Origin of the sequence: Cedecea neteri NBRC 105707 = ATCC 33855 (genome assembly GCF_001571265.1) — a bacterium.
GTDB classification, from domain to species: Bacteria; Pseudomonadota; Gammaproteobacteria; order Enterobacterales; family Enterobacteriaceae; genus Cedecea; species Cedecea neteri.
Map to the genome: position 1 here is coordinate 77,775 of NZ_BCTL01000004.1, position 22,982 is coordinate 100,756.

Annotated in this window: 24 protein-coding genes; 13 read left to right on the top strand and 11 right to left on the bottom strand. The window is 55.2% G+C overall.

Annotation, left to right across the window (positions count from 1 at the left end):
• Positions 1–17 precede the first annotated feature (17 nt).
• Both CNE01S_RS02225 and xthA read right to left on the bottom strand, forming a co-directional pair.
• Positions 18–686: a TVP38/TMEM64 family protein gene (locus CNE01S_RS02225; protein WP_061272939.1), complete on the bottom strand. Its 669-nt coding sequence runs from the start codon at positions 684–686 to the stop codon at positions 18–20.
• 78 nt (positions 687–764) lie between these two features.
• Entirely contained in the window at positions 765–1,571 is an 807-nt protein-coding gene (xthA, locus tag CNE01S_RS02230; protein WP_061272942.1) for an exodeoxyribonuclease III, read from the bottom strand.
• A 444-nt stretch (positions 1,572–2,015) separates the two neighbouring features.
• Here xthA and CNE01S_RS02235 point away from each other — a divergent pair, with 444 nt between their 5' ends.
• From CNE01S_RS02235 to hutH, 8 genes are all read left to right on the top strand, one after another.
• Positions 2,016–3,236 carry an aspartate aminotransferase family protein gene (locus CNE01S_RS02235; RefSeq protein WP_061272945.1) on the top strand — a complete coding sequence of 407 codons (1,221 nt, stop codon included), beginning with the start codon at positions 2,016–2,018 and terminating at the stop codon, positions 3,234–3,236.
• Positions 3,233–4,267: an arginine N-succinyltransferase gene (gene astA / locus CNE01S_RS02240; protein WP_061272948.1), complete on the top strand. Its 1,035-nt coding sequence runs from the start codon at positions 3,233–3,235 to the stop codon at positions 4,265–4,267. The genes CNE01S_RS02235 and astA overlap by 4 nt, the downstream gene beginning before the upstream one ends.
• A complete protein-coding gene (gene astD, locus CNE01S_RS02245) occupies positions 4,264–5,742 on the top strand; it encodes a succinylglutamate-semialdehyde dehydrogenase (protein ID WP_061272951.1) in 1,479 nt (492 codons plus the stop codon). The genes astA and astD overlap by 4 nt, the downstream gene beginning before the upstream one ends.
• Entirely contained in the window at positions 5,739–7,070 is a 1,332-nt protein-coding gene (gene astB, locus CNE01S_RS02250) for an N-succinylarginine dihydrolase (RefSeq protein ID WP_061272954.1), read from the top strand. The genes astD and astB overlap by 4 nt, the downstream gene beginning before the upstream one ends.
• A 10-nt stretch (positions 7,071–7,080) precedes the next feature.
• Positions 7,081–8,046, top strand: coding sequence for a succinylglutamate desuccinylase (gene astE / locus CNE01S_RS02255; RefSeq protein WP_061272957.1), 966 nt, complete (start codon positions 7,081–7,083; stop codon positions 8,044–8,046).
• Positions 8,047–8,380: 334 nt separating this feature from the next.
• Entirely contained in the window at positions 8,381–8,866 is a 486-nt protein-coding gene (spy, locus tag CNE01S_RS02260; RefSeq protein ID WP_061272960.1) for an ATP-independent periplasmic protein-refolding chaperone Spy, read from the top strand.
• A 474-nt stretch (positions 8,867–9,340) separates the two neighbouring features.
• Positions 9,341–9,886 carry an environmental stress-induced protein Ves gene (gene ves, locus CNE01S_RS02265; protein WP_061272963.1) on the top strand — a complete coding sequence of 182 codons (546 nt, stop codon included), beginning with the start codon at positions 9,341–9,343 and terminating at the stop codon, positions 9,884–9,886.
• 263 nt (positions 9,887–10,149) lie between these two features.
• Positions 10,150–11,694 (top strand): histidine ammonia-lyase, encoded by a 1,545-nt coding sequence (gene hutH / locus CNE01S_RS02270; RefSeq protein WP_061272966.1) that lies wholly within the window; start codon positions 10,150–10,152, stop codon positions 11,692–11,694.
• Between the two features lie 30 nt (positions 11,695–11,724).
• Here hutH and cho read toward each other — a convergent pair whose 3' ends face one another.
• From cho to nadE, 3 genes are all read right to left on the bottom strand, one after another.
• The gene (cho, locus tag CNE01S_RS02275) at positions 11,725–12,588 is read right to left on the bottom strand and encodes an excinuclease Cho (protein WP_061272969.1); all 864 of its coding nucleotides are present in this window, start codon (positions 12,586–12,588) and stop codon (positions 11,725–11,727) included.
• Between the two features lie 66 nt (positions 12,589–12,654).
• Positions 12,655–13,545, bottom strand: coding sequence for an aromatic amino acid DMT transporter YddG (gene yddG / locus CNE01S_RS02280; protein ID WP_061272973.1), 891 nt, complete (start codon positions 13,543–13,545; stop codon positions 12,655–12,657).
• 66 nt (positions 13,546–13,611) lie between these two features.
• Complete coding sequence (gene nadE, locus CNE01S_RS02285) at positions 13,612–14,439, bottom strand: NAD(+) synthase (RefSeq protein WP_061272976.1); 828 nt, start codon at positions 14,437–14,439, stop codon at positions 13,612–13,614.
• A gap of 267 nt (positions 14,440–14,706) precedes the next feature.
• On the opposite strand from nadE, the gene osmE reads away from it, so the two are divergent.
• Both osmE and cedA read left to right on the top strand, forming a co-directional pair.
• Entirely contained in the window at positions 14,707–15,048 is a 342-nt protein-coding gene (gene osmE, locus CNE01S_RS02290) for an osmotically-inducible lipoprotein OsmE (RefSeq protein WP_061272979.1), read from the top strand.
• A gap of 152 nt (positions 15,049–15,200) precedes the next feature.
• Positions 15,201–15,437 carry a cell division activator CedA gene (gene cedA / locus CNE01S_RS02295; RefSeq protein ID WP_061272982.1) on the top strand — a complete coding sequence of 79 codons (237 nt, stop codon included), beginning with the start codon at positions 15,201–15,203 and terminating at the stop codon, positions 15,435–15,437.
• A gap of 44 nt (positions 15,438–15,481) precedes the next feature.
• Here the strand turns inward: cedA and CNE01S_RS02300 are convergent, their stop codons facing one another.
• The 3 genes from CNE01S_RS02300 to hxpB all read right to left on the bottom strand — a co-directional run bounded on the left by CNE01S_RS02300 (position 15,482) and on the right by hxpB (position 18,386).
• Positions 15,482–16,873 (bottom strand): L-cystine transporter, encoded by a 1,392-nt coding sequence (locus CNE01S_RS02300; RefSeq protein WP_061272985.1) that lies wholly within the window; start codon positions 16,871–16,873, stop codon positions 15,482–15,484.
• A gap of 132 nt (positions 16,874–17,005) precedes the next feature.
• Positions 17,006–17,596: a metal-dependent hydrolase gene (locus CNE01S_RS02305; RefSeq protein WP_061272987.1), complete on the bottom strand. Its 591-nt coding sequence runs from the start codon at positions 17,594–17,596 to the stop codon at positions 17,006–17,008.
• Positions 17,597–17,717: 121 nt separating this feature from the next.
• A complete protein-coding gene (hxpB, locus tag CNE01S_RS02310) occupies positions 17,718–18,386 on the bottom strand; it encodes a hexitol phosphatase HxpB (protein WP_061272990.1) in 669 nt (222 codons plus the stop codon).
• 168 nt (positions 18,387–18,554) lie between these two features.
• On the opposite strand from hxpB, the gene CNE01S_RS02315 reads away from it, so the two are divergent.
• On the top strand, positions 18,555–19,091 hold the full coding sequence (locus CNE01S_RS02315; protein ID WP_061272993.1) for a YniB family protein: 537 nt from the start codon (positions 18,555–18,557) through the stop codon (positions 19,089–19,091).
• Positions 19,092–19,127: 36 nt separating this feature from the next.
• Here CNE01S_RS02315 and CNE01S_RS02320 read toward each other — a convergent pair whose 3' ends face one another.
• The 3 genes from CNE01S_RS02320 to pfkB all read right to left on the bottom strand — a co-directional run bounded on the left by CNE01S_RS02320 (position 19,128) and on the right by pfkB (position 21,397).
• Positions 19,128–19,988, bottom strand: a complete 861-nt coding sequence (locus CNE01S_RS02320; protein ID WP_061272996.1) for a fructosamine kinase family protein — start codon at positions 19,986–19,988, stop codon at positions 19,128–19,130.
• A 98-nt stretch (positions 19,989–20,086) separates the two neighbouring features.
• Positions 20,087–20,368, bottom strand: a complete 282-nt coding sequence (gene ghoS, locus CNE01S_RS02325; RefSeq protein WP_061272999.1) for a type V toxin-antitoxin system endoribonuclease antitoxin GhoS — start codon at positions 20,366–20,368, stop codon at positions 20,087–20,089.
• Between the two features lie 99 nt (positions 20,369–20,467).
• A complete protein-coding gene (pfkB, locus tag CNE01S_RS02330; RefSeq protein WP_061273002.1) occupies positions 20,468–21,397 on the bottom strand; it encodes a 6-phosphofructokinase II in 930 nt (309 codons plus the stop codon).
• 291 nt (positions 21,398–21,688) lie between these two features.
• On the opposite strand from pfkB, the gene CNE01S_RS02335 reads away from it, so the two are divergent.
• Both CNE01S_RS02335 and CNE01S_RS02340 read left to right on the top strand, forming a co-directional pair.
• The gene (locus tag CNE01S_RS02335) at positions 21,689–22,447 is read left to right on the top strand and encodes a DUF481 domain-containing protein (protein WP_039302248.1); all 759 of its coding nucleotides are present in this window, start codon (positions 21,689–21,691) and stop codon (positions 22,445–22,447) included.
• Between the two features lie 124 nt (positions 22,448–22,571).
• The gene (locus CNE01S_RS02340) at positions 22,572–22,826 is read left to right on the top strand and encodes a hypothetical protein (RefSeq protein WP_061273005.1); all 255 of its coding nucleotides are present in this window, start codon (positions 22,572–22,574) and stop codon (positions 22,824–22,826) included.
• Positions 22,827–22,982 lie beyond the last annotated feature (156 nt).

Consider the following 22,982-nt stretch of genomic DNA (forward strand, 5'->3'; position numbering starts at 1 on the left):
TCGAGGGTCGGAGGCGTTTAACTGTTTAAGCGAGTTCTTTTTATCAGCCAGTGGGACACGAGCGGCAGGAGGCCAATCAGCGCAAACAATAGCAGCATGGTGGGGGAAATAATGTCCCGCAGGCTTTCTATCTGGCTAAGCTGACGACCGGTGCTGATGTACAGCACGATAGACGGTAACAGGCCCAGCAGCGTAACCACCGCGAAACGAACGGCGGAAATCGGCGTCAGCCCCATCAGCAGGTTGATGATAGAAAAGGGGAGAACCGGCACCAGCCGCAAAGCAAACAGACAGTGCGTAATATTGTGTTTAATGCTTTCGTTAATCTTCGCCATTCTCGCGGCAAAGCGCCGCTGCACCCAGTCGTGCAGCAGGTAGCGGCTGAGCAGCATGGCCACCGTTGCACCACTGGCGGCCGCAAGGGCAACCAGCACCGTGCCCTCAATCAATCCAAACAGCGCGCCACCCATCAGGGTCATAATGCGAGTCCCGGGAATGGAAAGGGCGGAAATCAGGAAATAGCCGAGGAAGAAGGCACCCATTACTAGCGCCGGGCGCTCCGCATGCCAGAGACTAAGCTGAGCGTGATATTTCTGCAGTGTCGCCAGACTAAGGGTGCCCGGCGGCAGCAGGGTTAACAGCGAGATGACCAGCGTGGCCAGCAGCAAAAACAGGATTTTACGCATTCTGTTCGCGCCTCGTCAGGGGGGAAAACGGCATCTCGCTGTCCTTGTCTGAAGATGTGTCGATCTTCAGTATTTCCCTTACAGCTTAAACTGCGCCCAAACAGGGGCGTGGTCGGACGGTTTTTCCATGCCGCGAATGTCGTAGTCGATCCCGGTTGCCACGCAGTGCGGCGCCAGCCCCTGGCTTGCCAGCAGCAGATCTATACGCAGGCCGCGGTTATCGTCGAAGCCTTTAGAACGGTAGTCAAACCACGAGAATTTGTCCTGTGATTCCGGATTAGCGTGGCGATAAGTATCCACCAGACCCCAGCCAAGCAGGCGAGCCATCCATTCACGCTCTTCCGGCAGGAACGAGCATTTCCCGGTGCGTAGCCAGCGTTTGCGGCTATCTTCGCCAATACCGATGTCGAGGTCCGTCGGGCTGATATTCATATCACCCATGATCAGCACCGGGTTTTCCGGGCGCAGCTCACCCTGCAGGAAGTTCTGCAGGTCCTGGTAAAACTTGGTTTTGGCCGGGAACTTGGTTTCATGATCGCGGCTTTCGCCCTGTGGGAAGTAGCCGTTGATCACCGTGAGGTTGCCGAACTCCGAAGGGATTTCCGCCATGATAATGCGACGCTGAGCATCTTCGTCGTCGGTTGGGAAGCCTTTACGCACCGCAATCGGCTTCTCTTTGGTCAGCAGCGCCACGCCGTAATGGCCCTTTTGGCCGTGATAAAACACGTGGTAGCCGAGTTTCTCCACGTCTTCCAGCGGGAACATATCGTCATGCACTTTGGTTTCCTGCAGACCGATAACGTCCGGCTGATGCTGTTCTACGATGGCTTCAAGCTGATGAGGACGGGCGCGCAGGCCGTTGATATTAAAAGAGACAAATTTCATAGTCGCTGCCAGGTTGTCAGGTTAATTGTTGCAGGATGGTAGCAGAAAACGGCGCAGGTTGCTGCGCTGAAGCTAATCGCTGCCATAGGCGCGCCTGACGGGCATAAATAAAGCAACATTTGCACCAAAATTGATCTCAATGCGCAAAAAGGGGGCGAAAACGGCAGGCAAATCCCGAAGGCGATCACAATTCCAGCATTATATTTTACCACTGCATAATATTTCTTGTTTTCGTGTCGCGAATCAGGCGGTACGTTAAAACTATGCACTTTTCATTCACTTTATATGAATAATGAGTGTTTTTAAGTTATTGATTTTTCGTTTCACCCCCCGGTTTATGCATTTGTATCGCTGGCTGGCACGATGCCTGCAATCTACATTTACAGCGCAAACACTCAATTATTTAACATTTAATAAACTTTTTGTTTACCGTGAGGGGTCACTATGTCGCAGTCAATTACACGCCAACATTTCGACGAATGGATGATGCCGGTTTATGCCCCTGCGCCTTTTATTCCTGTTCGCGGCGAGGGTTCCACCCTGTGGGATCAACAGGGAAAAGACTACATCGACTTTGCCGGTGGCATCGCGGTTAACGCCCTGGGGCATGCTCATCCTGAAATGCGTAAAGCGCTGGAAGAGCAGGCGGCAAAATTCTGGCATACCGGCAACGGCTACACCAACGAGCCGGTGCTGAAGCTGGCGAAGCAGCTGATCGACGCCACCTTTGCGGAGAAAGTGTTTTTCTGCAACTCGGGTGCAGAAGCCAACGAAGCCGCGCTGAAGCTGGCGCGTAAATACGCCCATGATAATTTTGGCTCGCAGAAAAGCGGCATTGTGGCGTTCAAGAATGCGTTTCACGGCCGCACGCTGTTTACCGTCACGGCCGGTGGCCAGCCCGCTTATTCTCAGGATTTTGCGCCGCTGCCGCCGCAGATTAACCACGCGATCTTTAACGATCTGCAGTCTGCTCGTGACCTGATTAATGACGAAACCTGTGCGGTTATCGTCGAGCCTATGCAAGGTGAAGGTGGTGTAGTCCCCGCCACGCCAGAGTTCCTCCAGGGGCTGCGCGAACTTTGCGACAAGCACAACGCGGTACTGATTTTTGACGAAGTACAAACCGGCGTGGGCCGCACCGGCTCGCTGTATGCCTATATGCACTATGGCGTGACGCCGGACGTACTCTCTACGGCTAAAGCGCTGGGCGGTGGCTTCCCGATTGGTGCGCTGCTGACCACCGACCGCTTTGCAAAAGTGATGGTTGTCGGCACCCACGGTACCACCTATGGCGGTAACCCGCTGGCCTCTGCGGTGGCTGGGCGAGTGCTGGAAATCATCAATACGCCTGAAGTGCTGAACGGCGTGAAGCAGCGCCATGAATGGTTCGTTGAGCGCCTGAACCATATTAACCAGAAACATCAGCTGTTCAGCGAAGTTCGTGGCTTAGGGCTGCTCATCGGCTGCGCGCTGCGCCCGGAGCATGCAGGTAAAGCTAAACTTATTCTGCAGGCCGCCGCGCAGGAAGGCCTGATGATGCTGATTGCCGGCGCTAACGTGCTGCGTTTCGCCCCGGCGCTCATCGTCAGCGAGGCGGAAGTTCAACTGGGTCTGGATCGCTTTGAACGTGCCTGTGAACGCTTCCTTGCGGGAGTTTCATCATGATGGTTATTCGCCCGATCGAACGAGGCGATCTGTCGGGGTTGCTTAAGCTTGCCGGGAAAACCGGCGGCGGGCTGACCTCGCTCCCCGCCGATGAAAAAACGCTGGCCGACCGAATCGAACGCTCGCTGCAGACCTGGCAGGGCGGGCTGTCGAAGGGAGACCAGGGCTATGTTTTTGTCCTTGAAGATACCAGCAGTGGCCAGGTAGCGGGGATTTGTGCCATTGAGGTGGCCGTAGGGCTGAACGATCCCTGGTACAACTACCGGGTCGGGACGCTGGTTCATGCCTCCAAAGAGTTAAATATCTACAACGCGCTGCCTACGCTTTTTCTCACCCATGATCACACCGGGGCGAGCGAACTTTGCACTCTGTTCCTCGATCCAGCCTGGCGTAAAGAGGGCAACGGGTATCTGTTATCCAAGTCGCGTTTCTTGTTTATGGCCGCCTTCCGTGAGCGGTTCAACGACAAAGTTGTTGCCGAGATGCGCGGGGTGATCGATGAACACGGGCATTCTCCGTTCTGGGAAAGCCTCGGGAATCGCTTCTTCTCTATGGAGTTCGCCCGTGCCGATTACTTATGCGGGACCGGGCAGAAGGCTTTTATTGCCGAGCTGATGCCCAAACACCCAATTTATACCGACTTCCTTTCCAAAGAGGCTCAGGCCGTTATCGGTCAGGTGCATCCGCAAACGGCACCCGCGCGCACCGTGCTCGAGGCCGAAGGATTCCGCTATCGTAACTATGTCGACATCTTCGACGGCGGCCCTACGCTTGAATGTGACATCGACCGCGTACGGGCGATTCGCAAGAGCCGACTGCAAACCGTCGCTGTAGGCCAGCCCGCTACCGACGAGCTGCCCGTTTGCCTGGTCGCCAATGAAAATTACCACCAGTTCCGCGTGATGCTGATCAAAGCCGATCCGAAAGGCGAGAAACTGGTTATTGATGCCGCAACCGCCGATGCGCTGAAGTGCGCCAGCGGCGACACCGTGCGCGTGGTGCGCCTGTGCCCCGAGGAGAAAAAAGTATGACTAACTGGATTAACGGACAATGGGTGCCGGGACGTGGCGAAGCGCTGCTAAAACATAACCCGGTGAGCGGGTCGCTGCTGTGGGAAGGGCTGGTGGCCGATAAAGCGCAGGTAGAGGAAGCCTGCCGGGCGGCTCGCGCGGCGTTTCCTGGCTGGGCAAAACGCCCGTTTGCAGAACGTCAGGAGATTGTGGAGCGTTTTGCCGGTCTGCTTGAGACCAATAAAGCTACGCTCGCTGAAACCATTGCTCAGGAAACCGGCAAACCTCGCTGGGAAGCGGCCACCGAAGTGACCGCGATGGTCAACAAGATTGCGATTTCCATCAAGTCTTACCACACCAGAACGGGTGAAACACACACCACGATGGCTGACGGGGCGGCCACTTTACGCCATCGTCCTCACGGTGTACTGGCGGTCTTTGGCCCTTACAATTTCCCCGGTCATTTGCCCAACGGCCATATCGTGCCGGGACTGCTGGCGGGCAACACCCTGGTGTTTAAGCCGAGTGAGCTAACGCCGCGCATCGGTGAGCAGGTGATGAAGTTATGGGAAGAGGCCGGTATACCTGCTGGCGTGCTGAATCTGGTGCAGGGCGGGCGCGAAACCGGCGAGGCGCTGTCGCAGCAGTCGGATCTTGATGGCCTGTTGTTTACCGGCAGCGCGGGCACCGGCTACCACCTTCACCGCCAGTTTGCCGGGCAGCCGGAGAAGATCCTCGCTCTGGAAATGGGCGGCAACAACCCGCTGATCGTCGAAGATCCGCAGGATATCGACGGGGCGGTTCACGTGGCGATCCAGTCGGCGTTTATCACCGCCGGGCAGCGCTGCACCTGCGCCCGTCGTCTGTTAGTGAAGCAGGGCGAGCAAGGGGATGAATTTATTCGCCGCCTGGTTGAAATTTCTGCTCGTCTGCGGCCGGGTGAATGGGATGCTATACCTCAGCCGTTTATCGGTGGGCTGATTTCGGTCCAGGCGGCTGAGCGTGTGCTGACCGCGTTTCAGGCTCACGTCGCCCGTGGCGGTAAACCGCTGCTTGAGCCAAAAATGATTCGACCAGGGACGTCATTACTGACGCCGGGTATCGTCGAGCTTAGCGGCGTGGCGGAGGTGCCGGATGAAGAAGTGTTTGGCCCGCTGCTGGCAATTTACCGCTATGACAGCTTTGACGACGCGATTCGGATGGCGAACGACACACGCTATGGCCTGGCTAGCGGGCTGATTTCGCCGTCCCGCGAACAGTTTGACCAGTTGCTGCTGGAAGCGCGGGCCGGGATCGTGAACTGGAATAAACCGCTGACCGGGGCCGCGAGTACCGCGCCGTTTGGCGGCGTGGGCGCTTCGGGCAACCACCGCGCCAGCGCCTGGTATGCGGCGGATTACTGCGCCTGGCCGATGGCCTCGCTGGAAAGTACGAGCTTTGCGTTGCCGCCAACGCTGAGCCCGGGGCTTGATTTTAGCCGTGAGGAGCAGCCATGAAGATAACGCGTGAGGCCAATTTCGACGGACTGGTGGGGCTGACCCACCATTACGCCGGACTGTCGTTTGGTAATGAAGCCTCGACGAAGCACCAGTTTCGCGTTTCCAACCCGAAGCTGGCGGCAAAACAAGGGCTGCTGAAAATGAAAGCGCTGGCGGACGCGGGGTATCCGCAGGGCGTGATTGCCCCGCAGGAGCGTCCGAATATTGGCGTGCTGCGTCAGATAGGCTTTAGCGGCAGCGACGAGCAGGTTGTTGAGCGTGCGGCTCGGCAGGCACCGCAGCTGCTGTCCGCCGCCAGTTCGGCGTCTTCGATGTGGGTGGCCAATGCGGCGACGGTATCACCGTCAGCCGATACGCTGGATGGCAAAGTGCATCTCACCGTCGCCAACCTGAACAATAAATTCCACCGTGCAAGTGAAGCACCGACGACAGAAAGCGTGCTGCGAGCGATGTTCCGGGATAGCGGGCGTTTTACCGTGCACGGCGCGCTGCCGCAGGTGGCGCTGTTTGGTGACGAAGGCGCCGCCAACCATAACCGTTTAGGCGGCGAATACGGCGATCCCGGTGTGCAGCTGTTTGTATACGGGCGTGAAGATTCAAAAAGCGGGCAGGCACCGGCCCGATATCCTGCTCGTCAGACGCTGGAGGCCAGTCAGGCCGTAGCGCGTTTGAATCAGGTACGTTCTCAGCAAGTTATTTTCGCCCAACAAAACCCGGCGGTGATCGATCAGGGCGTTTTTCACAACGATGTTATCGCGGTGTCTAACCGTGAGGTGCTGTTCTGCCATCAGCATGCGTTTGTGGATCAGCAAGGGCTTTATCAGCGTCTGCGCGAAAAAGTCCCGGGTTTTACGGCCCTTGAAGTCCCGGACGATTTGGTTTCGGTGGCTGATGCCGTTTCGACCTACCTGTTTAACAGCCAGTTGCTGAGTCGCGCCGACGGCGGCATGACGCTCGTGTTGCCGGAAGAGTCTCGCCAGCATCCTGGCGTCTGGCGCTACCTTAACCAACTGCTGGAGGCGGATAACCCTGTCCGTGAGCTACAGGTGTTCGATCTGCGGGAAAGCATGGCTAACGGCGGTGGTCCGGCGTGTTTGCGCCTGCGGGTGGTGCTGACGGACGAAGAGTTAAAAGCGGTTAACCCGGCGGTAATGATGAACGACACGCTGTTTATGACGCTCAATGGCTGGGTCGATCGCTGGTATCGCGACCGTTTAACGCAGGCTGATTTAGCCGATCCGCAGCTGTTGCGCGAGGGGCGTGAAGCGCTGGATGAACTGACACGTATTCTGGATTTAGGTTCGGTGTACCCGTTCCAGCAATAGGGGAGAAAGAATGATGGATTTTCTGGCGCAGACGCTGGCCGGCAAGGCGCCTGAACAAACTTCCGGCAAAAATGCTCACCTCAGCTGGCGCTGGTGGGATGAGGGCATTCTGACTCTGACGCCGCATGAGACGACGGGGAAGGCGCTGGTGATTTCCGCCGGGATCCACGGCAACGAAACGGCGCCGGTGGAGATCCTCAGCCAGTTGACCAACAGCTTGATCGCGGGGCAGCTTCCGCTGAAGTGGCGCACGATGATTATCCTGGGTAACCCAGCGGCGCTGCGCGTGGATAAGCGTTATACCCATAGCGACATGAACCGAATGTTTGGCGGGCGCTGGCAGCAGTTTCCTGAAAGTGTAGAAACCCAGCGGGCAGCCCGGCTTGAGCATGCCCTCGATCAGTTCTGGTCGCGAAGTGAGGAGCAAACCCGCTGGCATCTGGATATGCACACCGCCATTCGTGGCTCTTATCATCCCCGGTTTGGCGTGCTTCCGGCGAGGCCGCTGCCTTATAGCGAGAGCTTTTTAACCTGGCTGGGCTGCGCGGGGCTGCAGGCGCTGGTGTTTCATCAAAAGCCCGGCGGCACCTTTAGCCATTTCAGCAGCGAGCATTTTGGGGCGCTGAGCTGCACGCTGGAACTGGGAAAAGCCCGGCCGTTTGGGCAGAACGATCTTGGTCAGTTTGCGGTAACCAAAGAGGCAATCTCAGCGTTGTTAAGCGGGAGAGAGCCGCCGGTCATGGAGGGGGAACCACTGCGTTATCGCGTAGCACAGCAAATCACCCGACAGTCGCAGAAATTTGTGCTGCACATGTCCGGCCAAACGCAGAACTTTACCGCGTTTTCGAAGGGCACGTTGCTGGCAGAAGATGGCGAGAAGCGGTATGTCGTTGCCGGCGAGAAAGAGTACGTTTTATTCCCCAACCCGGATGTGGCGCTGGGCCTGAGAGCGGGGTTAATGCTGGAAGAAATTTAAATTTTAAGCAGCTCTGAATAATTGAGCTGCTTAATCATTTCGTGTTGTGCCTTTATTTACGGATAATTCCTGGGTACAGGGTTTATTCATCAGGTTGATTGCTGTACACTCTTCATATTGTCTTTATAATCAGTGCATTGTTATATTTCGTTGCACTATTTCCTGCCTTAATCCTTATTTTCTTCATAATTGATGCATTCTTGTTTTATACCCTTTCAATGATTTACGGATGCCACCGTCTCCTTGACGATAAGACTCGTAAACTCATTCTCGTCAACACGACATCGTCGTTTTAAGCGAGTCGTCAATTTAATGAAAAGAGAAGGTTAAAAATATGCGTAAATTAACTGCACTGTTCGTCGCTTCTACCCTGGCTCTGGGCGCCGCTAACCTTGCCCATGCTGCCGATGCAACCCCGGCTGTGGCACCACAAACCGATGCCCCGATGATGCACCATAAAATGATGCGCGGCCCGATGCATGAGATGATGTTTAAAGACCTGAACCTGACCGATGCGCAGAAACAGCAAATTAAAGACATCATGAAAGAACAGCGCAGCAAGATGCAGCGCCCATCCGTCGACGAACGTCGCGCAATGCACGATGTGATTGCCAGCGACAGCTTCGACCAGGCTAAAGCTCAGGCTCAGGTAGATAAAATGGCAGAGCAGAACAAAACGCGCATGCTGGCGCATCTGCAAACCCAGAACAAGATCTACAACATCCTGACCCCGGATCAGAAAAAACAGTTTAATGCGAATTTTGAGAAGCGTCTGACAGAACGTCCTGGGCATGAAGGTAAAATGCCAGCTGCTCAGTAAGCCTGAGCAACTCAATTAAGACCGCCGGTCTTGTTCACAATAGCGAGGTACGCTGTGAACAGGACCGGCGGTTTTCTCGTTTAATCTTGTCACCTCGCCATTTTCCCTTTGCTCGACTCAAATAATACCGCCTGACAATAATCACGACGGCGGGACAAGCCATTTTAAACACTCAATTTCAGCAGCTTACATTAAAAATTGCAGTTGACTCCGCAGATTTCATCGCCCGATATTGAGGGCGATAAATTTACTTTGCTTCCCGACCAAAAAGCCGCTAAATCATTGTCACAAAAATAGAACCAGGGCTACAGCAACCGGCTACGGCTGCCGATAACACTGGCGTCAGGCAAAGATCTGACGAACAAAACAGAGAGCTGATGAGCAGGCCGCCGGGGCGGAGAAGCCATTTGGGGCCGCTCAATTTAAAGAGCAAATGCCAGGGCGCGCGACTCTCGCGTGTCCTCAGGAGTGGTGATGGAATTCTTTGATATACGAAAGGTGCCGGTAAACCTCTGGCGTAACGGCGCCGGTGAAACGCGCGAAATATGTTGTTTTCCACCCGCGACGCGAGATTTCAACTGGCGTGCCAGCATCGCCTCTTTGGCCCACAACGGCGAGTTTCCCGTCTTCCCGCAGGTTGACCGGGTGATGACCCTGCTGGAGGGTAGCGAGGTGGTTCTGGACGGGGGAAAGGCGTTTCGGCATACGTTAAAGCGCTATCAGCCTTTTACTTTTTCCGGCGAGCAGCCCGTAAAAGCAGAACTGACCCGCGGCATGTCGATGGACTTTAACGTGATGACGCGCCGGGATCGCTGCCGGGCACAGGTGAGGGTGGCGGACAGAACTTTTACCACTTTCGATACCCGAGGCGGCGTGGTGTATGTCCTGAGCGGGGAGTGGCAGTTGGAAGACAAACTGCTTTCACCGGACCAGGGGGCCTGGTGGCAGGAAGGAAGCCACACGCTGCGGCTGCTAAAAAACGAAGGGCAGCTGCTGTTCAGCGAAATTACTTATTTATAGACTGAATGCCCGGAAAACGGCCGGGCAATCCTCCTTTCTTTCTGCTAATTATCCTTAGAAACGGCTGTTTTGTTGCGGTTTCGCTCTCCATCTCCCCTCCATGTAAACGTCCTGCAGCATCCCGTGCTGAATAAATTTCACAAGCGCGATCCGGCTCACCGTTCGATAAAAAAGTCCTATGACCCGCTGGCGGATTATTTGGTTTATTAGTTAAGTTGTATATACAAATATAGACAAAAACCCGATGCAAACAGGATGCTGACATGTCAATGCAAAAGAAGCTATGCAGTCTCACTCCAGGTTCCGTTTCACTGGCCACTCTGCGCGAAATTTATCACGGTAACGTGCTGCTCAGGCTCGATCCTGGTGCGGTCGCTGCCGTTGAGCGTGCGCTTGGCACGGTAGAGGCTATTGTAGCCCACGGTGACGTGGTCTACGGCATTAACACCGGTTTTGGCAAGCTGGCACAAACCACTATTGCCACCGATCATCTGGCCGAACTTCAGCGTAATCTGGTGCTTTCCCACAGCGTGGGGCTAGGCGAAGCATTGCCAGATGATGTTGTCCGGCTGGTGATGGCCAGTAAAATTATCAGCCTGTCACGCGGGCATTCGGGCGTTCGCCTGCTGGTGATTGACAGCCTGATTGCGCTGTTCAACTCGGGCGTAATGCCGGTGATCCCGGAGAAAGGTTCGGTGGGAGCTTCCGGCGATCTGGCTCCGCTGGCGCACCTTTCGCTGATGTTGCTGGGCGAAGGGAATGTCAGGGTTAACGGCGAACAGATCCCTGCCGTGGAGGGCTTGAAGCTGGCCGGTGTTAAGCCGCTGGTGTTGGGGCCAAAAGAAGGCCTGGCGCTGCTGAACGGCACTCAGGTTTCGACGGCGCTTGCGCTGCGTGGACTGTTTGAAGGCGAGAAGGTATTTGCCGCCGGGCTGGTGGCGGGAGCGCTGTCGCTGGAGGCAATCAAAGGTTCCGTGAAGCCGTTTGACGCGCGTATCCACCAGGCACGTGGCCAGGCCGGACAGATTGATGTGGCAGCGGCGGTGACAGCGCTTCTTGCTGACAGTAAAATTGTTGATTCTCACGCCCATTGCGGTCGTGTGCAGGACCCGTATTCCATTCGCTGCGTGCCGCAGGTTATGGGGGCGTGTCTGGATAACCTTCGCCATGCCGCGCGGGTGCTGCAGATTGAGGCCAACGCCGCCTCTGATAACCCGCTGGTGTTCAGCGACACCGGAGAAGTGATTTCCGGCGGTAATTTCCACGCGGAGCCCGTTGCCTTTGCCGCCGATATCATTGCGCTGGCGGTGGCGGAAGTTGGGGCGATTTCGGAGCGCCGCCTGGCGTTGCTGCTGGATACCGGGCTGTCTGGCCTGCCGCCGTTCCTCGTGAAAGAGGGCGGGATTAACTCCGGTTTCATGATTGCCCAGGTCACCGCTGCCGCGCTGGCCTCCGAGAATAAATCGCTTGCCCATCCGGGCAGTGTCGACAGTCTGCCAACGTCTGCGAATCAGGAGGACCATGTTTCCATGGCGACCTATGCGGCTCGTCGTCTGGGGGCAATGTGCTTCAACACTGCGGCCGTGGTCGGGATTGAGGCTATGGCGGCCGCTCAGGGCATCGAGTTTCACCGGCCCCTGTGCAGCTCACCGCTGCTTGAGCAGGTTTTCGGGGGTATTCGCGAGCGGGTGGCATTCCTGGAAAAAGACCGTCTTCTTGCACCGGATATTGAGCAAATGCGCCTCTGGGGCTGCAGCGACGGCTGGCCGGAGGTTATTACAAAGCTTCTGCCTTCTTCGGAGGGGTAAACCTTTCAGACTCCTCTCTTCGAGGGGAGTCTATTCCAGCTCAACCACTTCATATTCTCCGCTCAGCATTAGCTTACAGAGAATTTTGTAGCCATCGTTGTCAAAGCCGTCCGGCGGCTGGCGGCGCTGCTGAGCGTCCTCCAGTCGTGGCACGGATCCAAGATAAAACCAGTGATCGATCAGATGGTACTGGGTTATCTCCGGGCTGCGCTCCACGATGGCAACCGCATTATTCCACGGCCAGCAAATCAGGCGTACCTGTTCTAGCGCGGCGATAAGGCGGGCGTGATGCTCGGCCGGAGTTTCTTTACCGCAGCAGGCTCCGGCGCAGCGTTTAAGCGCTGAGCGAAAACAGGCTCGGCCTTTGCTCAGCGATTCCAGACCCAGCAGGCCGTAGCAGAGCCGATGTTCGTCAGCCAGCCCCTGCAGCGTTTGCAGCGCGGCCCGGCGGTTAGCATACAACCCGTACAGGCCCGGCTGGCGGGAGAAATCGACATCTTTTGCGTACACAACCTGCGGTGTGTTCCCCTGGAAAGACAGGGAACAAAGCTGGCGGTTACGGCGCAGGCGTTTGTTGAACAGCGGCTGCTGCTCTTTGATCATTTGCGCTTCGAGCAGCAATGCACCGAGTTCTCCGGCCGTGCGGATAAACGTAATACGGCGGGACTGTCTTAAAAGCGCGGCTTCGTCAGGCGTACGAAAATGGGACATCACACGCGTGCGGATATTGACGCTTTTGCCGATATACAGCGGCATGACGTCGCTTTCACCGTGAAAAATATAGACGCCGGGTTTTTTGGGCAGATCGTCAAGCCACGGCCTGAGATGTTCCGGATATTCGTAGACCGCCGCGGCTTCAAACTCCAGCCGCGACGGGCTTGCACGCCTTACCACATTCGACTCCTTGATACTGTTTATTTGCACAGTATAGCAGCCGATAATATGGAGAGGAAATCGCCGTTAACGGTAGCGACGCGTGGCCAGCCAGCAAAGCAGGGAGCCGCCTACCACCATTAATACGCCTTGCCAGAAGGCAACGCCCGGATGCAGGCCCAGCCACAGCGTGGCGAGCAGGGCCGATAACACCGGCGTGAAGTAGGAAGCCGTGGCGAGCAGCGTCATGTTTCCCCGCTGAATGCCAAAGTTCCACGCGGAGTAGGCCACAGCGGTGGATATCCCCATAAACAACAGCTGCGCGGTGCCGGACAGGGTGAAGTGCATTTCCGGCTGCTGAACAAAGGCGAATTTGACCCACAGGACCAGCGCGGTGGCGCAGAAGAACAGGCTGACGCCGCTTTTACCTTCGCTCCAGCGCCGCGTCAGGTTGCAGTAAAGCGCCCAGATAACGGCGGCGGCAAAGGCCAGACCGTAGGCCAGTGGGTTATCGAGAATGTTGTGCCACATCACGAGCGGGGACCAGTCGCCGTCGCCTTTCATCACCTGCACAATCCCTGCAAGGGAAAGTGCGAGCCCCGGCCACAGCCACAGGTTGCTGCGTTGGCCGTTAATAAACAGGGCGAAAAAGACCGTCAGGCAGGGCCAGAGATAGTTGATCATCCCCAGCTCCAGAGACTGGGCGCGGGTGTGCGCAAAGCCGATTGAAAGCGCCAGGCTTATTTCATAGCCAACAAAGAGCAGCCCGCCGACCCAGAGGTAACGAGGTGGCAGTTCGCGTATTTTGGGCACGCCCCGGACGATGCAAAGGCACAGCGCGCTGACGGTGTAGAGCAGGGCCGCGCCGCCGACCGCGCCAAAGTGCTCGCTGATGCTGCGCAACAGGCCAACGGAGGTGCTCCAGAGCAGGATTGCGATAAGGCCGATAAGCGTGGCGCGTTGCGAAGAGGTGTCCATGTCCATCCTGTAAAAAAGGCGGCTCTATGCCGCCCTGAAGAATTGCTTACGTAAAGCGATCTCTGACTATTTTTTCCAGAAATCATCAAACACGGTAATCGGCGGACGGCGCTTGTGTTCCGTCTTCAGATACCAGCCTTCGATAATTTTTGCGGTTTCGGCCGGAACGGTTTTTGCTTCCAGATAATCGTCGATTTGCACATAGGTAACGCCCAGCGCCGCTTCATCCGGCAGAGAAGGGCGATCGTCTTCGAGATCGGCTGTAGGCGCTTTCAGGTACAAATGTTCCGGGCAGCCGAGCGTTTTCAACAGCAGTTTGCCCTGCCGTTTGTTGAGGCGGAAAATAGGGTTAATGTCGGTGCCGCCGTCGCCATATTTGGTGAAGAAGCCGGTAACGGCTTCCGCAGCATGGTCAGTACCCACGACGACGCCTTTGGTCATCCCGGCGATGCTGTACTGCGCTTTCATGCGCTCGCGAGCTTTTTCATTGCCGCGAACAAAATCGCTCAGTTCGATACCCGCTTCGCGCAGCGCCTGCTCGCTGGCAAGCACGGCGCCCTTAATGTTTACCGCTAATACGCGATCGGGCTGGATAAATGCAATGGCATCCTGGCAGTCCTGCTCGTCGGCCTGCACGCCAAACGGCAGGCGCACGGCGATAAACTGATAGCTGTCGTCGCCGCTTTCTTCACGCAGTTCGCTAATGGCTAACTGGCAGAGTTTGCCCGTGAGAGTGGAGTCCTGGCCGCCGCTGATCCCCAGCACCAGAGATTTGATAAACGGGTAGGTTTTAAGGTACGTTTTCAGAAAATCAACGCTAACGCGGATCTCTTCGTTGGCGTCGATCTGTGGTTTGACGCCCAGTGCCTGAATAATCTCTTGTTGCAGAGCCATTTAACCCCTCCAGTGAGCTTTACCCGCAATGTGCAGGCCGCAAAATTTAACTGCCCTAAAACTTACCCTGTTGCGCCGAAAACGACAAGGCTCAAAGACTTGCCAGCCCTGCAGGCGGCGAGTTTTCCTGCAAATCAGACAGTATTCTTATGAATACTCTTATTGTCCGAATTTTCACTTGTTAAGGCTAACGAGTTGAAAAATGTTCTTTTATATTCCAGGCTTATCTAACACGCAGGATCAATACATTCATTGATGAGGATAATTATGAATAATAAATTTGCAGGATTTTTAGGCGCGGCGGCGGTAATGACTATGCTGGCAGGGTGTACCGCTTACGATCGTACCAAAGATCTGGTAACCGAGCCGGTGGTGAAAGATGTGAAGAAAGGCATGACCCGTGCCCAGGTGCAGCAGATTGCGGGCAAACCGTCTTCTGAAGTGACCATGATCCACGCCAAAGGAACCTGCCAGACCTATATTCTGGGCCAGCGTAACGGTAAAGCTGAAACCTACTTTGTCGCGCTGGATGACGCCGGTCGGGTGATGAACTCCGGCTACCAAACCTGTGCTGAATATGATACCGATCCGCAGGCTCCTAAAGCTTAAGCTAGCCAACTGTAAAGAGTCCGGCTGCAGCCTCTGCGCCGGGCTTTTTTTTGCCTTACGGGCGGAGCCTGAGAAGAGGGGGGCGACGAAGATGGGTGAGATCCGCTATCATGGTGAGGTTGTTCACTAATTCAGTTTAAATCCCGTTGCCTATGAAACCACTACGTCAACCGAACACCCGCCCTGTCATTACCTATAAGCCCCGCGTAGAGCCTGCGCCACCTGCGCATGCATGGCGTGTTGATGGGTTTAAAGATGTCTACCTGCTGCGCGGGCAGTATGTAGCGTTTGTCTTACTGGGCGATGCCTTCCGCCAGTCGCCGCCGTTTACTCTACCCGAGTCGGCACAGCGCTGGGCAAAACAGGTTCGACAGGAAAACGAAGTATAAAAAAGGCCGCTAGTGATAGCGGCCTTTTTGTTTTTCAGTTCAGATTAACGGTGGGCTAGTTCCACTTCTTCTTCACTGTTCAGAATCTCTTTGTCGGTCTGCTTCATCAGTTGGCTGGTGATAGTCCCGGCGGTCATCGACCCGCTGACGTTCAGTGCGGTACGGCCCATATCAATCAGCGGCTCAACGGAAATCAGCAGTGCGACCAGGGTTACCGGCAGCCCCATGGCTGGCAGGACGATCAGCGCGGCGAAGGTGGCACCGCCGCCTACGCCGGCAACGCCTGCGGAGCTAACGGTCACAATACCCACCAGCGTTGCAATCCAGACCGGATCCAGCGGGTTGATCCCTACGGTTGGAGCTACCATGACGGCCAGCATCGCCGGGTAAAGACCCGCGCAGCCGTTCTGGCCGATGGTCGCGCCGAAGGACGCAGAGAAGCTGGCGATAGACTCAGGCACGCCAAGGCGACGGGTTTGCGCTTCGACGTTCAGCGGAATACTTGCTGCGCTGGAACGGCTGGTAAAGGCGAAGGTCAGCACCGGCCACACTTTGCGGAAGTATTTCACCGGGCTAACGCCGTTGAATGCCAGCAGAATGGCGTGAACGCCAAACATAATTGCCAGACCGAGGTAAGACGCTACCACGAAGCTGCCCAGCTTGATGATGTCCTGCAGGTTTGAGCCTGCGACCACTTTGGTCATCAGCGCCAGCACGCCGTATGGCGTCAGCTGCATGACCAGACGAACCAGCTTCATCACCCAGCTTTGCAGCGTGTCGATAGCCACCAGAACACGCTCGCCTTTCGGCGCATCGTCTTTCAGCAGTTTCAGCGCCGCGACGCCCAGGAAGGCGGCGAAGATAACCACGCTGATGATAGACGTTGGGTTTGCCCCGGTCAGATCGGCAAACGGGTTCTTCGGCACGAAGGAGAGGATCAGCTGCGGTACGGTCAGGTCTGCAACTTTACCAATGTAGTTGGACTGAATCGCCGCCAGACGGGCGTTTTCGGCATTGCCCTGAACCAGACCTTCAGCGGTCAGGCCAAACAGGTTGGTGACCAGTACCCCGACCAGCGCGGCAATCAGCGTGGTGAACAGCAGCGTACCGATAGACAGAATGCTGATTTTCCCCAGAGAAGAGGCGTTGTGCAGTTTGGCTACGGCGCTCAGGATTGAGGCGAAGACCAGCGGCATAACAATCATCTGCAGCAGCTGTACATAGCCGTTGCCGACCACGTTAAACCACTGAATGGAATCTTTCAGTACCGCGCTGTCGGAGCCATAAACGGTGTGCAGCGCCAGGCCAAAGATCACGCCCAGAACCAGACCCGCCAGCACTTTTTTGGCGAGACTCCATTGTTTATGGCGAGTTTGCGCCAGCAGCAATAGCAATACAACGAACACCACAATGTTCGCTACCAGTGGAAAATTCATCCCCGTATCTCCTGATTTATTGTCACGCGGCCGCGCATGGGCGACCGTTATGTTGCAAAGCGTAACAGATGGCAGGTCGTTGGCTTATATTCAAAAGGAATTGATTATTACCAAATGAATTATTTTGGCTGTTTAACGCTCAGACTGGTGAGTTATAAAGCTATTAAAGGTGGTTTGCAGCGAATTTATCATCTGCGAAGACCAGCGCACTGCACCGTTTTCGGGCAGGCTTTGTGGCATCCAGACCGCCAGACCGAACAGCGCCATGCATAAGGCTCGCTCAAGCTGATTGCCTTTTTGCGGCCGGACTACGGGGAAACGAAAGCGCCAGCGGCAGGGCCACAGTAGCGGAACTCCAGCGGGCGTCAGCATGTCGGCGAGAATGTGGCTCAGGTAGCCCAGAACCATGCCCTGCAGCGCATCGGCCGGTATAACCCAGCTTTCCGGCACTTTGAGATAAAACAGTGCCAGCCCGGCAAACACCGCAAACAGGCTGTGGGTGAATCCCCGGTGGCCGCACATTCGTGCTACGGGCTTTGAGACCCAGCTTAACCGCTGGCCCAGGAAGGATTTCGGGTGGTCAATGTCTGGCAGCAGGCAGGTCAGAATGGCAGACGGCACGATGTGCCACCAGTCGCCCTGGGCAAGGACGGGGGTAAGCTCGGCGTTTTTGGCAAAAACTGCGCAGGCAATAGAAAAGAGCAGGTGGCCTTCCGCCGTCATGATACAACCCGAATGAAGAAACTGTCGATTCATCCAGTATAGGGTTTTTGTACAGTATTCGGAAGTAGTGACGGTGTAACATTTTGTCAGGGAGATGGGCGGCCTGAGCCGCCCGAGAGATTTAGCCTTTCAGGCTAGCTTCGGTGAGTTGAACCAGCGAAGGCAATTTGACGTCCGCCAGGCACCAGCGCGGGTCGGCAAAGTTCTCATCTGCAGGTACCACAATGGATCGCATCCGTGCCGCTTTGGTGGCGATCATGCCGTTGACGGAGTCTTCGAGCGTGACGCAGGACAGCGGATCGATCCCCAGCTTCGCGGCGGCATCCAGATACACCTGTGGGTGAGGTTTGCTGTAAGGCAGATGTTCGGCGGAGGCGATAGCGTCGAAGTACTGGCGCAGGTCGAACATCTCAAGCACTTTTTCCAGCATGTGCAACGGGGAGGCGGAGGCCAGGCCAACCTTCAGGCCCAGCGTTTTGCAAAGCTTCACCGCTTCAACAACGCCAGGCAGTAGCGGGCGCTGTTCTTCAACCAGCGCAATAGCACGTTCGATAACGCGCGCGGTCACTTCCTGGCGCGACGGCCCGGTCCACGGCTGGCGTGAATACCAAAGTTCAACCACCAGATCGATGCGCAATCCCAGCGTGTCAGGCAGCTCGTGACGACGCGTAATATCGACGCCGATGCTCGCCAGAACGTCCAGCTCCGCACGATCCCAAAGCGGCTCGGAATCTATCAGTAGCCCATCCATATCAAAAATTGCCGCGAGGATTTGGCGCGTTTCAGCCATTAAGTGACTCCTTTCTGTTCGTCAAAATAAAATGTTTGTGTATCTTTAGCCGGAAACGAAGCCCGAAGCTACCGCTTTTGCGAATTTAGCCCGCAAAGCTCAGGCGAAATAGCGCCACACAAGGTAGACTTTGAGCGTATAACGTTACGTCCTAATAAAGGGGAGTGCATGACGTATCAACAAGCTGGACGCATTGCGATTTTAAAGCGCGTGGCGGGTTGGGTGATTTTTATCCCAGCACTGCTGTCGACCGTGATTTCGGTCCTGAAGTTTATGTATCAGCACAGTGAAAAACAGCCGGGCATTGACGCCGTGATGATGGATTTCGCCCACGTGATGATTGAGATGATGCGGTTCAATACCCCATTCCTGAATTTCTTCTGGTACAACTCGCCGCTGCCGGATTTTAACGGACAGGTAAATATTTTCTTCTGGCTGATATTTGCGCTGATTTTTATCGGTCTGGCGCTGCAGGACTCCGGGGCCCGCATGAGCCGCCAGGCAAAATTCCTGCGCGAGGGTGTGCAGGATCAGCTGATTCTTGAACAGGCTAAAGGGCCTGAGGGACTCAGCAAAGCGCAGCTCGATGCGAAAGTGATTGTTCCTCATCACACGATCTTACTGCAGATTTTTCCGCTTTATGTCCTGCCGGTGATTGTCATCGTGGTGGGATATTTCTTCTTCAAACTGCTCGGCTTTTTATAAAATAACGGGCCACGCCGTTCAGGAGTGGCCAGCTTTTTACGCCGCCAATACTTTCTCCAGCGCCTTTTGTGCCGTCACAAGGTGTTGCCCGCCAAACAGAATCGCCCGATTAAGCAGAGTATAAAGTTGGTAAATAGGCTGGCGGTCGAGGAAGCCTGTTGGCAACGGTGACACGGACTGATAGCCGTCATAAATTTGCGGCGGCTGGTCATTGTGCAGCGGCAGCATGGCCAGATCGCATTCCCGGTCACCCCAGTAACAGGCGGGGTCGTAAATAAAGGGCCCGTCAGGCCCGAGAGCGCAGTTACCCGACCAGAGATCGCCGTGCAGGAGCGAAGGCTGAGGCTGATGTGAGGCCAGCGTCTGCTGGACAAAATCAACAATCAAATCAATATCGCCATAGTCTATGCCTTTCTCCGCCGCCATTTCCAACTGCCAGCCAATGCGCTGCTCAGCAAAGAAGGTTGACCAGCGCCGCTGCCAGGCGTTGGGCTGCGGCGTGGTGGAGAGATCGTTGTCAAAGTCGAGACCGAACTGCGGCTGATCGCTCCATTGATGAAGCCTGGCCAACTGCTGACCGAGGAGAAACGAGTTATGGGCATCGAGGGGTTTAGATGGCAGAAATTCCAGTAGCAAGAAACTGTAATCTCTGTCGCTACCGAGCGCCCAGACCTTCGGCACTCTGACGGTTTTGCTGCGCGACAGCAGTTCTAGCTGGTCGGCTTCTGCCGTGAAGATGGGCAGCATTTCGCGCTCGTCGCACTTGACGAAGATCTCGTGGCCCGCATAACGAATATGCCATGCCGCGTGAATTTCGCCGCCGGGTAGCTCGGTGCGCTGTTCAATATCAGCTTCGCCCAATTGCTCGCTTAACAAATGACGGATGGCTTGCCACATGACTTTTCTCCCCAGGTTTGCTGGTAGACACTGCAATCAATAGCTTATCGCCGTTTGCCGGGCAAAAACACGCGCTGACGCACAACCCCGGCCACTGCTTACTTTTGTTTCTGCCAGACTTCCCAGCGGGTAACGACGACGGCAGGCTCCGTTCCCAACGCCACTGTTCCCAGCCCTCTGGCCAGCGCTTCAACTTCTTGTTCATCAAGGGGGCTGATTAGCCCGAAGCTGCCCGGGCCAAGTTCGTGAATTTTGCCCTGATCATCGGTGAGTGTAAGAGAAAAACCACCCCGGGTGAGCTGATTGTTCAGTTCGTTGATGTCGGTCAGGCTTTGTTCTTCAAATTGCACCGTTATTACATAGCGTTCAACATCGCTCATAGTCACCCCGTTGTTATCTTGAAGGTTTTAGCATAGTTCATGCTGCCGGAATGGCGATATTCTTGCCCTGCGGCAGCCTGTTTATTCTGCAACGAAACGTTATCCTCGCAGCCAGGTATAAATTTTCTGCGTATTTTCCAACGAGCAGAGGCGAGTACCTTTGTTCAACGTAGCGGCACTGCCGGCAGCCACACCATAGCGAACGATATCCAGCAGCGGCGCGTTTTCCGCCAGCTTGAGCGTCATTGCGCCAACCATGCTGTCCCCGGCGCCGACGGTGCTTTGGCTTTTGACCGGCGGCGGCACAACGTGCACGCGGTCGTGTGCATCAACCGCCAGCGCCCCCTGTGCTCCCAGAGAAACCACCACGCGTTTTGCCTGGCCACTGTCGACGAGATGCTGAGCGGCGGCACGCACGTCGTCAGGCTGGGTAAGTTCACGCTGAACTAATGTACTCAGCTCTTTCTGGTTTGGCTTCACCAGTTCGATGTTGCCCAGTGCGAGGGTGGCTTTCAGTGCTTCCCCCGAGCTGTCCACGATACAGCGTATGCCTTTCTCCTGAGCCGTTTTTACTAGCTGACAAAGCTTTTTGGTATCAACGCCCGGCGGCAGGCTACCGCTGATCGCCAGAATATCGCCGCGATGAAGGGCCAGCGCTTTTTGTTCCAGCTGCAGAAATTCATCATCCGTCAGAGCGGCGCCAGGCATGACAAATCGATATTGTTCGCCGGTAGATTCGGTATGAACGTGCAGATTCTGGCGGGTCCAGTCTTTCGCTTCAACGGTGTCAACGGTGACGTGCTCTTCAAGCAGTAAGTCACGAAGGTGCTGACCGGTAGCGCCGCCAACCGGGAATATCGCCGTGGCATGCCCCCCCAAATGGACAATGGCACGGGCAACGTTTATGCCACCGCCGCCGGGTTCAAAGATGGGCGAGGTGCAGCGAAGTTTCCCTTCAGGGTAGATCTGCGCCGTGACGGTGGCGCTGTCGAGGGAAGGGGCGAGGGTGAGTGTAAAAATAGCGGTCATGTCTCCTCCTTTTTTAGCCATTGTCCTAAAGAGTAGCACCGCAGCGGGAAGTGAAATGTTAATTAAAATCATGATTTATCGAATGATTATCCAAAAACCTTAATCTTCGTATCCTTATGAAAATAAAGATGTTTTAAGAGCTCTCTTATACAAAAAATGAAACAAGAACCCATTGCTATGTTATTGCGGAGTTTTTATAATTTGTAACCTTTCCGGGGCGGCTTAGATTTGATCCCGAGGAAAGATTCCGGAACCTTAATGGTTTCTTTTTTGTGTTGTACGGATTAATAAATGAAGCTTTTAAAGACAGTGCCGGTTGCACTTTTACTCACCGGTGGAGCGTTCTTTAGCCACTTTGCAGTGGCAGATGACTCAGTATTTACTGTCATGGATGACCCAACTACCGCGAAGAAACCCTTCGAAGGTAATCTAAATGCAGGCTATCTTGCGCAGGCAGGCAATACCAAAAGTTCCAACTTGACTGCTAACACCAATATGACCTGGTACAACACGGCTACCGCCTGGTCAATTTGGGGTACCGCAAGTAACACCTCTTCCAACGATGTGCGCTCTTCTGAGAAATACTCAGCAGGTGGGCGTGGTCGTTACAACATGACTGACTATGACTATATCTTTGGTCAGGCAAGCTGGTTGACTGACCGCTACAACGGTTACCATGCGCGCGATGTCTTCACCGCGGGTTATGGTCGTCAGTTGCTGAATGGCCCGGTTCACAGTCTTCGTGTGGAATTCGGTCCAGGTGTACGTTACGACGAATTTACCGATGGTAACAACGAGACTCAGGCGCTGGGCTATGCGTCTGCGACTTATAACTGGCAGCTAACCGATAACGCTAAGTTTATTCAGGGCGTGTCCGTGCTGGGCAGTGACGACACCACGGTGAACTCAGAGACGGCGCTGGATGTGGCTATCAGTGAGCATTTTGGCCTGAAAGTAGGCTATAACGTGACCTGGAACTCCGATCCGCCGTCTACTGCACCAAACCATACCGACAGACGTACGCAAATTACGCTCGGGTATAAGATGTAAGACTAAGAAGCCGGATAATATCCGGCTTTGTTTTTTCCTCGTGTGCCCGCTCTTCGTTTTTTCCTATCTTTTTGAGAACCAAAACCGCCTGGCAAAACGCATCGTGCCCTGAGAATAATCATGCATGACTATCTATCGCGTACGAGTGGGGTTTCATAACCCTTCAGCCCTGACCTTCAGGCAGCTTGATGAAATTCTGGAGCCGCAGCGATTCTGGCGTACCGAATCCGGCGACGGGACCTTTCGCTATTTCATGGAATACGAATATGAGTCTGAATTAAGAGACCTTTGCGCGGTGTGCGAGCTGGCATATTCCCAGGCTTGTAAGGTAAAAAAATGCCCGCTAGTGCTGGTGGAAGAGAAAAGCAAAGCGGCATAACTCTCCTTGAAAAGGGCAGATGACAGCCTTATTTATCAAGCCAGTTACCGGCAACAAGGGATGTATTCCCCTTTGCGTTAGTGTTACCATCAGCAGTTCAGGTGGGATGGCAGTGATGCCATTTTTCATTTGTGTATCCGACTGCGTACCAATTCG